6 protein-coding genes and 1 CRISPR repeat array are annotated in these 12843 nt (G+C 51.3%); of the genes, 1 reads left to right on the top strand and 5 read right to left on the bottom strand.

Annotation, left to right across the window (positions count from 1 at the left end; all coding sequences use genetic code 11):
• Positions 1-310: 310 nt before the first annotated feature.
• The gene (queD, locus tag ACLD4K_RS19690) at positions 311-673 is read left to right on the top strand and encodes a 6-carboxytetrahydropterin synthase QueD (protein ID WP_000108313.1); all 363 of its coding nucleotides are present in this window, start codon (positions 311-313) and stop codon (positions 671-673) included.
• An 89-nt stretch (positions 674-762) separates the two neighbouring features.
• Here queD and ACLD4K_RS19695 read toward each other — a convergent pair whose 3' ends face one another.
• The 5 genes from ACLD4K_RS19695 to mazG form a co-directional block, all read right to left on the bottom strand.
• Positions 763-1560 carry an MBL fold metallo-hydrolase gene (locus ACLD4K_RS19695; RefSeq protein ID WP_411012369.1) on the bottom strand — a complete coding sequence of 266 codons (798 nt, stop codon included), beginning with the start codon at positions 1558-1560 and terminating at the stop codon, positions 763-765.
• 269 nt (positions 1561-1829) lie between these two features.
• A CRISPR array of direct repeats spans positions 1830-7047; the repeat unit is 29 nt; unit sequence CGGTTTATCCCCGCTGGCGCGGGGAACAC.
• Positions 7048-7343: 296 nt separating this feature from the next.
• A complete protein-coding gene (gene queE, locus ACLD4K_RS19700; RefSeq protein ID WP_001199961.1) occupies positions 7344-8015 on the bottom strand; it encodes a 7-carboxy-7-deazaguanine synthase QueE in 672 nt (223 codons plus the stop codon).
• A gap of 135 nt (positions 8016-8150) precedes the next feature.
• Positions 8151-9449, bottom strand: coding sequence for a phosphopyruvate hydratase (eno, locus tag ACLD4K_RS19705; protein ID WP_411012370.1), 1299 nt, complete (start codon positions 9447-9449; stop codon positions 8151-8153).
• A gap of 82 nt (positions 9450-9531) precedes the next feature.
• Positions 9532-11169, bottom strand: coding sequence for a glutamine hydrolyzing CTP synthase (gene pyrG / locus ACLD4K_RS19710; protein ID WP_411012371.1), 1638 nt, complete (start codon positions 11167-11169; stop codon positions 9532-9534).
• Positions 11170-11396: 227 nt separating this feature from the next.
• Positions 11397-12197, bottom strand: coding sequence for a nucleoside triphosphate pyrophosphohydrolase (gene mazG, locus ACLD4K_RS19715; RefSeq protein WP_197389981.1), 801 nt, complete (start codon positions 12195-12197; stop codon positions 11397-11399).
• Between the last annotated feature and the right edge of the window lie 646 nt (positions 12198-12843).

A 12843-nucleotide genomic window follows, 5' to 3' on the forward strand; every position in this document is an offset into this window, starting at 1 on the left:
GCAGTCAACACAGATGCGGCTTGAAGGATGAAGTGTATAAGCGATAAATCCCAAACTGAGGATAAGGTTAACGGTGAGAGGAATAACAATTAAAGAAGGGTTGGAAATAACAAATAACCAAATGAACTAACCTGTTTTAGTTATCGTTATTAACGCCAAAATCGATTTCATAATTGATTGATAATTATTAAATTTTCTGGAAATTCTTAAATTAATTGCCCGTCACAAGGCGGAGAATGGTTTTAGTTAATGATAAAAAATGCGCTTTCCGGTACCCTACGGCGGTTTTTTTATTGCCTGAGAGTTCATCATGTCCACCACGTTGTATAAAGATTTCACCTTTGAAGCCGCTCACCGCCTGCCTCACGTGCCTGAAGGGCATAAGTGCGGCCGCCTGCACGGACACTCGTTTATGGTGCGTCTCGAAATTACCGGTGAAGTCGATCCGCATACCGGTTGGATTATGGATTTCGCGGATCTCAAAGCGGCGTTTAAACCTACTTACGATCGTCTTGATCACTACTATCTGAATGATATTCCAGGGCTGTCCAATCCCACCAGCGAAGTGCTGGCAAAATGGATTTGGGATCAGGTTAAGCCCGTCGTGCCGCTCCTGAGCGCCGTGATGGTGAAAGAGACCTGTACAGCCGGCTGCGTCTATCGCGGCGAATAAGGTTTATTAACGCGTGGGCTGGATGGCAGATTGATTCCAACCCATCCACACGACGTTTTATCAGTGAAAACATTGTCCAGCGCGCGGTGTTAAAAGCGCAGCATATCACCGGTTGCAGGTGCGGTTATTTCCGGTAGCCACAACCGCCCCCAGGCCCCTGTACAGTGACAACCGCATAGTTTTTCAGGTTTGTGTTCTTGCAGAAAGCGCCTGACTCGCCACAGCGTGAACGGTGATGCGCAGCGGAGATGAAATCCGCCGACAAGCGCGTAAATCCGCTTTATACCGGTAATGTTCTGACAGTGCCGGACAATATTTGCGATCCCCCGATGCCCGCATCCCGTAATGATGACTAATCCTTTTGCCGATTGGTAAATCAGTACACCCTCATCCAAAATAGAGTCCGGCTCCGCATCGTGGCCGCCAAAAATGCCATAGGCTTCAGGCGCAACCACCGGTATTTCCCCTGACCAGATAAAGTTTTCGCCAATCGGCAGGGGGTCACGCGTGTACATCATTCGATAGCGTGAATAGTCCACCTCACACGACAATTTTTTTATTTTTCGGGTAATACCAAGAAAAGTCATTGCTGCATAACGTTCGCGCGCAATATCGGGATGGCAGATGATTCGACTGCTATCAGGAAGCCACGGCACGCCGCCGCAATGATCGTAATGACCATGCGAAAGCACCACAGCAGACACATCGGACAGGTCGATCCCCATCGCCGACGCGTTTTGCATAAAACTGCCATCAGGGCCGGTATCGAACAAGATCGACGTAGACTCATCCTCAACCAACAGGCTTAACCCTGGCCGGGCCTTCAACGATTTATCCGCTCCAGCTCCCTTATGATTTTCGAGCAATACCCTGATCCTTAACGCCATGGCCTTCTCCTGTATAAAAGCCTCCCCGGGAAAACGCGGCCTTTTTACTTTACAGGTTTGTAGCAACCATTACTGGTACACAGATTATGATTATGCAACGGCTATCCTTGTTGGGGCGGGGAACGCGCGCCCTGAGCCACACCGAACGCCGCGCCGCCCGGTTTATCCCGGCTGGCGCGGGGAACGCTTGAATTTCGTGTTCTGCTTCTTCAACGTCGTCGGTTTATCCCCGCTGACAGGAGACGAGGTCATCAAATGGGCGGCTGCAACGGTTTATCCCCGCTGGCGCGGGGAACACGCACAGGTTTATATATTTAAATGAATAACAGATCGGTTTATCCCCGCTGGCGCGGGGAACACTGTGGCCGGAATAGCTCGCGCATCATTGCCCGCGGTTTATCCCCGCTGGCGCGGGGAACACTTCGCTGATGCGGCGAATTTTTACGCTACCGGCGGTTTATCCCCGCTGGCGCGGGGAACACGTTTTGCGCTTCTCTTATTTGTTCAAACTGGACGGTTTATCCCCGCTGGCGCGGGGAACACGGTTTTTGCGGTAAACAGCTCAATATTTTCAGCGGTTTATCCCCGCTGGCGCGGGGAACACTTAGCGATTTTATTACCCTGGCGGCAAACGAGCGGTTTATCCCCGCTGGCGCGGGGAACACCCGATCGAGACCTACCTGAAAAGTGGTTTGTCCGGTTTATCCCCGCTGGCGCGGGGAACACTACACGGCGGAAAAATCCTGGTCAGGCTCCGGCGGTTTATCCCCGCTGGCGCGGGGAACACTTCGTCGCTAAGGCGCGCAGAAAGTCGCTCAGCGGTTTATCCCCGCTGGCGCGGGGAACACGCCTCGTCTGAGATAACCTCAACGCCAGACAGCGGTTTATCCCCGCTGGCGCGGGGAACACGCTGACCGGGGGCGAACGTGGACGCTGGTCCACGGTTTATCCCCGCTGGCGCGGGGAACACTTCGCAATCCTCTGCCCACGGCCACAGCGAACCGGTTTATCCCCGCTGGCGCGGGGAACACTTCTTCTTCCGCGCGTTTATTCTCCCGATCTCCGGTTTATCCCCGCTGGCGCGGGGAACACTCACACTCTGCATTTATCACGCAGACAGCCAACGGTTTATCCCCGCTGGCGCGGGGAACACTCACGGTCATATATGTTGTGAATAAACCGTAACGGTTTATCCCCGCTGGCGCGGGGAACACGAGCGGTGGGCGCGTCTCTGTCGGGGGGGCATCGGTTTATCCCCGCTGGCGCGGGGAACACGTTTTTCCCCACTATTTCGCCCACGGATCCATCGGTTTATCCCCGCTGGCGCGGGGAACACTGTAAAATAATCAATAAATAGATAATATATAACGGTTTATCCCCGCTGGCGCGGGGAACACCACAGAATGGCAAGATAGCCACTGGATTAACTCGGTTTATCCCCGCTGGCGCGGGGAACACTGGCATCTTCAGCTCAAACTCATAACGGATCGCGGTTTATCCCCGCTGGCGCGGGGAACACCGCAATAGCGGCCAACACTGGGCGAGCCAGCACGGTTTATCCCCGCTGGCGCGGGGAACACTTTTCATCATATGTACCGTGTTTGGCTGGGTGCGGTTTATCCCCGCTGGCGCGGGGAACACATCGTAAATGACCTTTATTAGAGATATCCAGGCGGTTTATCCCCGCTGGCGCGGGGAACACGCCCTCATCAAAAATATTTACGTTGCAATGTCCGGTTTATCCCCGCTGGCGCGGGGAACACATCACCTACATATATTGCAGAATGATTGCAAACGGTTTATCCCCGCTGGCGCGGGGAACACAATTGAAAGAAAAAAGAGAACATTTCGATTTGCGGTTTATCCCCGCTGGCGCGGGGAACACTTACTGAGGCGATAACCCCTTACGCACGTATGCGGTTTATCCCCGCTGGCGCGGGGAACACCCGCAGCTGATGAAGATACAAAACTGGCAAGTCGGTTTATCCCCGCTGGCGCGGGGAACACATATGTTCACTGGTGATGTGGAATTAAAAACACGGTTTATCCCCGCTGGCGCGGGGAACACTTTACCCCAAAACGCGTTAACGCAATTTATAACGGTTTATCCCCGCTGGCGCGGGGAACACCTCGTCAGGGAGAGAGGAACTTCCTGCTGCCGCGGTTTATCCCCGCTGGCGCGGGGAACACCTCACCCCCCTGTTCTCACCCAGGGCAAAAAACGGTTTATCCCCGCTGGCGCGGGGAACACTTCGTTGTTGGCCAGAACGAAAAAGGCGATCTCGGTTTATCCCCGCTGGCGCGGGGAACACTTCCAGTGTTGCGGATAATATAGGGTTAGTATCGGTTTATCCCCGCTGGCGCGGGGAACACTGACTTCATCTCCCCAAATAGCCTCCGCAAAACGGTTTATCCCCGCTGGCGCGGGGAACACCCGAATACCTGGCCGGAGATAAAATTCAGTGCCGGTTTATCCCCGCTGGCGCGGGGAACACGATTTGATACGCCTTTGCAGGTATTCAATGGTCGGTTTATCCCCGCTGGCGCGGGGAACACCACATCGGAACAATAGAGGATTTGATGAAGCTCGGTTTATCCCCGCTGGCGCGGGGAACACTCGTCAATCCACGCAAATATAATCGCCTGACCCGGTTTATCCCCGCTGGCGCGGGGAACACCGGACAACAGCTATCTCGACAGCGAGACGTTGCGGTTTATCCCCGCTGGCGCGGGGAACACTTTACAATACTCAGAGGAATCCTAATGGCCCGCGGTTTATCCCCGCTGGCGCGGGGAACACGTCAGCGACGCTTTATTGCAGATATTTTGCGCCGGTTTATCCCCGCTGGCGCGGGGAACACTCTTTTTTTACACAAGATGCGCCCTCAAGCAGCGGTTTATCCCCGCTGGCGCGGGGAACACCAGCCCGACGCGTAGCCCGGCAATACTGAACGCGGTTTATCCCCGCTGGCGCGGGGAACACGAAGAGAAACTAATGAAAAATCAAAGTGATACCGGTTTATCCCCGCTGGCGCGGGGAACACCCCGCGATTGATAAAGACTGAAAATGAATGCGCGGTTTATCCCCGCTGGCGCGGGGAACACATACTCCTCTAGTGTCCCCGGCTGGCTATCCTCGGTTTATCCCCGCTGGCGCGGGGAACACTGATCAAGATTGCGGCAGGGGCTGCGGCTGGACGGTTTATCCCCGCTGGCGCGGGGAACACACATCCAGCGGGCGCATCTCCAGCACCGTATTCGGTTTATCCCCGCTGGCGCGGGGAACACTGTTGATATTATCACATTTTCAGAACAAATTTCGGTTTATCCCCGCTGGCGCGGGGAACACGCATAACAAACGGCGGCGGCGACCAGTTCCCCCGGTTTATCCCCGCTGGCGCGGGGAACACCGCAACGAGGATTTTTTGACTGATGATCTGGCCGGTTTATCCCCGCTGGCGCGGGGAACACTAAAACCTACGCCAAACACGAGGATGTGCAGGCGGTTTATCCCCGCTGGCGCGGGGAACACCTGATAATAAATATTCTATCACTACTAACGCTCGGTTTATCCCCGCTGGCGCGGGGAACACATTTAACTGATTTTGCTAAAGTATGGGGTTCACGGTTTATCCCCGCTGGCGCGGGGAACACATAATTTAATAAAAGCCCGTGAGAGAATATTTCGGTTTATCCCCGCTGGCGCGGGGAACACTTTAGAATTAGAATTAATGAATGATTTAAGAGCGGTTTATCCCCGCTGGCGCGGGGAACACATTTAGTTTAACTTGTTCAATGTTTTGATATACGGTTTATCCCCGCTGGCGCGGGGAACACATTTAGTTTAACTTGTTCAATGTTTTGATATACGGTTTATCCCCGCTGGCGCGGGGAACACTTTATTTACAGGACAAACAGGGGGAACTATACCGGTTTATCCCCGCTGGCGCGGGGAACACGCGTAATAAATATTTATTGGCGTCTGATAATTCGGTTTATCCCCGCTGGCGCGGGGAACACATTTTTCAGTTCAGTTCGGTGGTGACGTAAATCCGGTTTATCCCCGCTGGCGCGGGGAACACTTTAATATCGTGGTAACTGGACGAATTTAATGCGGTTTATCCCCGCTGGCGCGGGGAACACTTTAAAATAATATGATTCAATATTATTTGGTACGGTTTATCCCCGCTGGCGCGGGGAACACTTTAGAATTAGAATTAATGAATGATTTAAGAGCGGTTTATCCCCGCTGGCGCGGGGAACACTTAACACGGTGAATTGCTATATCGACCGTATCAGGTTTATCCCCGCTGGCGCGGGGAACACCTCATTAAATGGAAATATCTGAAATGAATTATCGGTTTATCCCCGCTGGCGCGGGGAACACTAATAAAGATTCAGGTCTAAGAGTATTGCTAACGGTTTATCCCCGCTGGCGCGGGGAACACTTCTGTCACCACTAATGCTCTTTTTATTAATACGGTTTATCCCCGCTGGCGCGGGGAACACATATGTTAATGGGATTGAACCGGAATAAAATACGGTTTATCCCCGCTGGCGCGGGGAACACAAATAAATCATTAAATTATTTAGAGTCGGATGCGGTTTATCCCCGCTGGCGCGGGGAACACATAATTTAATAAAAGCCCGTGAGAGAATATTTCGGTTTATCCCCGCTGGCGCGGGGAACACATCGTAAGCTGATATATTTTCATCTATTACTACGGTTTATCCCCGCTGGCGCGGGGAACACTCACCACACGCGTATCCGTCTACTAATTCCTGCGGTTTATCCCCGCTGGCGCGGGGAACACGGTAATTGGGTCTGGGATAACGATTGTATCAGCCGGTTTATCCCCGCTGGCGCGGGGAACACATCTGGTCTACCGGCGCAACCTCTCCGCGAGCCGGTTTATCCCCGCTGGCGCGGGGAACACTGCATAGTGAGGTGTAGACGATTTGTAATTTACGGTTTATCCCCGCTGGCGCGGGGAACACGCTATTTTTGATAAACTCAGACAGGCAGACCTCGGTTTATCCCCGCTGGCGCGGGGAACACAATAACTATTATTTATTTTTTTAAATGTTAACCGGTTTATCCCCGCTGGCGCGGGGAACACATAAATTCCTCACCTAAATCACCGCCAACGGCCGGTTTATCCCCGCTGGCGCGGGGAACACTAATGTACGCTCTCCAGTGATGGTGGACGACACGGTTTATCCCCGCTGGCGCGGGGAACACCGCCTCCAGCACGCAGGATTCAATAAAATCGGCGGTTTATCCCCGCTGGCGCGGGGAACACGTGGGCGAGGCGCCACCTATATTGCGAGTTACCCGGTTTATCCCCGCTGGCGCGGGGAACACGCGCCTCTGTCGGGGGGTCATGCGATCACCGCCGGTTTATCCCCGCTGGCGCGGGGAACACGTACGATATTTAATATAATCTTCATCAACAAACGGTTTATCCCCGCTGGCGCGGGGAACACACTAAACGTATACCATTGTTTATAAAATACTTTTTATCAGCACCACATTCTACCAACATAATTGCAACAATTTAAATTATTAAAGAACAGCTAATTTACTGATTTTGATGCAAAAAAGTTCATAGAATGATTTTTTCTTTAAATTTACCAAAATAGCGTGATCCGTGCATCGCTATGGAAAAATTTATCAGCGCTTTTATACACTCATCGAAATTCGCATAGAGAAAATAAACAATGCAAGGTAATGGATGAGTCACAGACGGCATCGGCAGGCCGTCCGTAAAATTGATAGCGCATCAGGCGATATTTAAATATTTATGCGTTTGCATAGACAGTCGCCAGTTACGTGCAATACAAGTTTCAATACACAGACGCGTCGCGTCTTCTTTCTGGCTAATGGGCTGCAAAGCAATCACGCGCGGTTTATCATCGCTCAACGTGGCTAACAGTTCATCCAGCGCCTCAATATCACGAACTCGCCCAACGGGATGCTTGATTTCATTGGCGCGCTCCAGCGCCTGGGAAAGCACGTCATATCCCCCGCGCATATTCACTTTTGGTGAAACCGTTACCCAGGTGTTAGGCGTACAGCGCACTTCGTGCGTCCCGCTGGTTTCAATCTGACAACTAAAACCACTCTTTTCAAGCAGATCGGTGAGCGGCATGAGGTCGTGAATACAGGGTTCGCCACCGGTGATGACAACGTGACGCGCGGTATAGCCCTGACGATTAATCACCGCCAGCAGATCTTCACTGCTCGCAGCACCCCATTTGTCGCTCTCTTTGGTTTTTGCCAGAATGCTGAACAGAGACACTTCCCGATCGCTCAGTTTATCCCAGGTATGCTTAGTATCACACCAGGCACAGCCGACCGGACATCCCTGTAAACGAATAAAAATAGCGGGGACGCCGGTAAAATAACCCTCGCCTTGTAGGGTCTGGAACATCTCGTTAATCGGGTACTGCATAGCGTTCTCTGTTAAGGGGATAATCGTTAATTATTGCAGATTTCGTCTGCCCGGTCATGCACAGCGGCTGCGCTATTGAACCGATACAAAAAAACCCGCCGAAGCGGGTTTATACGTTAAGAGGTAAAAGCAGGATTACGCCTGGCCTTTGATCTCTTTACGACCGTTGTACGGTGCTTTTTCGCCCAGAGCTTCTTCGATACGAATCAGCTGGTTGTATTTAGCAACACGGTCAGAACGGCTCATAGAACCGGTTTTGATCTGGCCTGCAGCGGTACCAACAGCCAGGTCAGCGATGGTAGCGTCTTCAGTTTCACCAGAACGGTGAGAGATGACAGCGGTGTAGCCAGCGTCTTTCGCCATTTTGACCGCAGCCAGAGTTTCGGTCAGAGAACCGATCTGATTGAATTTGATCAGGATGGAGTTAGCGATGCCTTTTTCGATGCCTTCTTTCAGGATTTTGGTGTTGGTTACGAACAGGTCGTCACCAACCAGCTGGATTTTGTCGCCCAGTACTTTGGTCTGGTATGCAAAACCGTCCCAATCAGACTCGTCCAGACCATCTTCGATGGAAACGATCGGGTACTGTTTGGTCAGTTCTTCCAGGAAGTGGGTGAATTCTTCGGAGGTGAACGCTTTGTTGCCTTCGCCAGCCAGAACGTATTTACCGTCTTTGTAGAATTCAGATGCTGCGCAGTCCATCGCCAGGGTGATGTCTTTACCCAGCTCGTAACCAGCCGCTTTAACCGCTTCAGCGATAACAGCCAGTGCTTCCGCGTTGGAGCCCAGGTTCGGCGCATAGCCGCCTTCGTCACCCACCGCGGTGTTCATGCCTTTGCCTTTCAGCACTTTTGCCAGGTGATGGAAAACTTCAGAACCCATACGGATGGCTTCTTTAACCGTTTTCGCGCCAACCGGCTGGATCATGAATTCCTGGATGTCGACGTTGTTGTCAGCGTGCTCGCCGCCGTTGATGATGTTCATCATCGGAACCGGCATGGAGTATTTGCCCGGAGTGCCGTTCAGTTCAGCAATGTGCTCGTACAGCGGCATACCTTTAGCGGCAGCAGCAGCTTTGGCGTTAGCCAGAGAGACAGCCAGAATGGCGTTTGCACCGAAGTTAGATTTGTTTTCAGTACCGTCCAGGTCGATCATGATTTTGTCGATGCCAGCCTGGTCTTTAGCGTCTTTGCCAAGAATAGCCTGAGCGATCGGGCCGTTAACCGCGCCAACAGCTTTGGTTACGCCTTTACCCAGGAAACGGGATTTGTCGCCATCGCGCAGTTCCAGCGCTTCGCGGGAACCAGTAGAAGCACCTGACGGAGCCGCCGCCATACCTACGAAACCACCTTCCAGGTGTACTTCAGCTTCAACAGTCGGGTTACCACGGGAGTCGATGATTTCACGACCGATGACTTTAACGATTTTGGACATTAGGTTTTCCTCAAGTCACTAGTTAAACTAAAACTTCAGACAAACGGTGCACCGCTGAGGGTGCACCGCCGTTCTAACTTTTTTACTTCGCCTGACGTTTCTGATGCTCGTTGGCGGCTTTAACAAAGCCGGCGAACAACGGATGTCCATCACGCGGCGTGGAAGTAAATTCCGGATGGAACTGACAGGCCACGAACCACGGATGATTCGGTACCTCAATGATCTCGACTAACTGATCATCACCGGAACGGCCTGCGACACGCAGACCCGCTGCTTCAATTTGTTTCAACAACATATTGTTGACTTCGTAACGATGGCGATGACGTTCAACAATCGTCGACGCGCCGTACAACTGACGTACCAGACTGTTATCGCTAAGCTGGCACTGCTGCGCGCCCAGGCGCATGGTGCCGCCCAGATCGCTCTTCTCGCTACGGACTTCAACGTTACCGTCTTCATCGCGCCACTCGGTAATTAACGCCACAACCGGGTACTTACAGTCTGGCACAAATTCCGTTGAGTTGGCGTTGTCCATGCCGGCCACGTTACGAGCGAACTCAATCAACGCAACCTGCATCCCCAGGCAAATGCCCAGATAAGGAATATTGTTTTCACGCGCATAGCGCGCAGTGGCGATTTTACCTTCAACGCCACGATAGCCGAAGCCGCCGGGGATCAGGATAGCGTCCAAATCTTTCAGAATTTCGACGCCGCGCGTTTCAACATCTTGCGAATCGATCAATTTGATGTTGACGGTAACGCGGTTTTTCAGACCACCGTGTTTCAGTGCTTCGATCACTGACTTATAGGCATCCGGCAGTTCAATATATTTGCCGACCATGCCGATAGTCACTTCGCCTGCCGGGTTCGCTTCTTCGTAAATGACCTGTTCCCATTCAGACAGGTTTGCTTCCGGACAGTTCAAGCTGAATCGTTTACAAATATAATCATCAAGCCCCTGAGATTTCAACAGGCCTGGAATTTTATAAATGGAATCGACATCTTTCATTGAAATAACGGCTTTTTCCGGCACATTACAGAACAATGCAATTTTTGCACGCTCGTTGGCAGGAACCGCGCGATCGGAACGACAAATCAGAATATCGGGCTGAATACCGATAGACAGCAGCTCTTTCACGGAGTGCTGAGTCGGTTTAGTTTTCACTTCGCCCGCAGCCGCCAGGTAAGGCACCAGCGTCAGGTGCATAAACAGCGCGTGTTCACGACCGATATCCACCGCCAATTGACGAATCGCCTCAAGAAACGGCAGCGATTCGATATCACCGACGGTACCGCCGATTTCCACCAGTACCACATCATGGCCTTCGCCGCCTTCCAGCACGCGCTCTTTAATCGCGTTAGTGATGTGAGGGATTACCTGTACGGTTGCGCCCAGATAGTCGCCACGGCGTTCTTTACGCAGAACGTCGGAGTAGATACGGCCAGTCGTGAAGTTGTTGCGGCGAGACATCTTGGTGCGGATGAAACGCTCGTAGTGCCCCAGGTCCAGGTCGGTTTCAGCGCCGTCTTCAGTAACGAACACTTCCCCGTGTTGGATTGGGCTCATAGTACCCGGATCGACGTTGATGTACGGATCCAGTTTCATGATGGTCACGTTGAGACCACGGGCTTCCAGAATGGCTGCGAGGGAGGCTGCGGCAATGCCTTTACCCAGAGAGGATACGACCCCGCCGGTCACAAAAATATAGTTCGTTGTCATGCGGAACCTGAGAAGTTAGGTTTAAAAGACGATGGAATAACCAGGACGGGAAAGCAGTATACCCGAACATGACCTACGCCACAAACTTTCATTATTCCTCCTCTTCGTCAGGCTGACATTCACACAGGGAGGGAGAAAATAGCCCCTTTGAGGTAAATGTTTTTGACGTAAATCAAGCGCTTGTTATTTAAAAAATCACACAAATCGCTCTTGACCGCCTAAAACCTTTAGAGATCAATTTCCTGGCGTTTTACTTCCTGCCAAACTTCTTCCATTGTTTCCAGGTCCACCCCGGTCATTTCCAGGCCTCTGGCGGCGACAATACGTTCAACTTCGCGAAAACGACGTTCAAATTTATCGTTCGCTTTTTGCAAAGCGAGCTCCGCTTTCGTACCTAAATGACGCGCCATGTTGACCGTGGCAAAGAGCAAATCGCCCATTTCCTCTTCCAGTTTAGCCTGATCAACAACCGCCTGCCGCGCCTCGAACATCACCTCATCGATCTCTTCATAGACCTTATCGACGACCGGTCCCAGCGTCGTCCAGTCAAAGCCCACGTTTGAGCACCGTTTCTGGATTTTTTGCGCGCGCATTAAGGCCGGTAAGCTGCGCGGAATATCGTCCAGAGCGGAATGCTGCGCTTTTTGCGCGCGCTCTTCCGTTTTGATTTGCTCCCAGCGAACTAAGACTTCTTCGCTATTATCCGCAGAAAGCTCGCCAAAAACATGCGGATGCCGGCGTTCAAGCTTGTCGCTGATGGCAGCGCAGATATCATTAAAATCGAAGCGGCCTTCTTCCTGCGCCATCTGCGCGTAAAACACTACCTGGAACAACAGGTCGCCCAGTTCGCCGCGCAAATCGTCAAAATCCTCACGCGCAATTGCATCCAGTACTTCATAGGTTTCTTCCAGCGTATAAGGCGCGATGCTGGCGAAGGTCTGCTCTTTATCCCACGGGCAACCGTTTTCCGGGTCACGCAGGCGCTGCATGAGGGTGAGAAGACGGTCAATTTGATGGTTAGTTGTCATGGTTTTTAATCGGTTGTAAATACTAGCGACAATTGTAACGTATTATTCTTAACCATTCACGCACAGAGACACTACGGCAACGCCTATATAATAAAATATACCCTTCATACTTCAAGTTGCTTATGTGTTGGCTACGCTCGTTCACCCCAGTCACATAGTTATCTATGCTCCTGGGGACTCACTCCCTTGCCGCCTTTAAGCAACTCGAATTATTTTGGGTATATATTGTTAACAGGTGTTGAACGCTACCTTTCCAGTATAACTTTAAAATTATTAATCGACACACAACAATATAATAATCATATAACTAATTTATTAAAAAAAAACAGATATTTGCACCAGGCATTATAAATAACATCAATTAAGCAAAAAAAAAAATTATGCAAACGCTATAAGTACCCCCCAAAGAGCCTTCCCTTTCAAAAAAACAAATTATTTCACTTTTACGGAAAAACGAGTAGCATGCACGCCAGTTTAATATCCCAAAAAGACCACTTTTTTTGTTTTTTCTGGAACATACATGAAATAAACATATTGAAAGTATTACATATAATATTTTATGAGCCTGTACGAGCATTCAGCCCACAAGAATATATACCCTTCATACTTCAAGTTGCTTATGTGTTGGCTACGGATTACTCGGCCC

Origin of the sequence: Salmonella sp. 741265055_HSA (assembly GCF_046569525.1) — a bacterium.
Taxonomy (GTDB): Bacteria; Pseudomonadota; Gammaproteobacteria; order Enterobacterales; family Enterobacteriaceae; genus Salmonella; species Salmonella enterica.

Excerpts from the sequence above, each read along its gene's own strand:
- queD (WP_000108313.1), top strand. The coding sequence starts at position 311 with ATGTCCACCACGTTGTATAAAGATTTCACCTTTGAAGCCGCTCACCGC.
- ACLD4K_RS19695 (WP_411012369.1), bottom strand. The coding sequence starts at position 1,560 with ATGGCGTTAAGGATCAGGGTATTGCTCGAAAATCATAAGGGAGCTGGA.
- queE (WP_001199961.1), bottom strand. The coding sequence starts at position 8,015 with ATGCAGTACCCGATTAACGAGATGTTCCAGACCCTACAAGGCGAGGGT.
- eno (WP_411012370.1), bottom strand. The coding sequence starts at position 9,449 with ATGTCCAAAATCGTTAAAGTCATCGGTCGTGAAATCATCGACTCCCGT.
- pyrG (WP_411012371.1), bottom strand. The coding sequence starts at position 11,169 with ATGACAACGAACTATATTTTTGTGACCGGCGGGGTCGTATCCTCTCTG.
- mazG (WP_197389981.1), bottom strand. The coding sequence starts at position 12,197 with ATGACAACTAACCATCAAATTGACCGTCTTCTCACCCTCATGCAGCGC.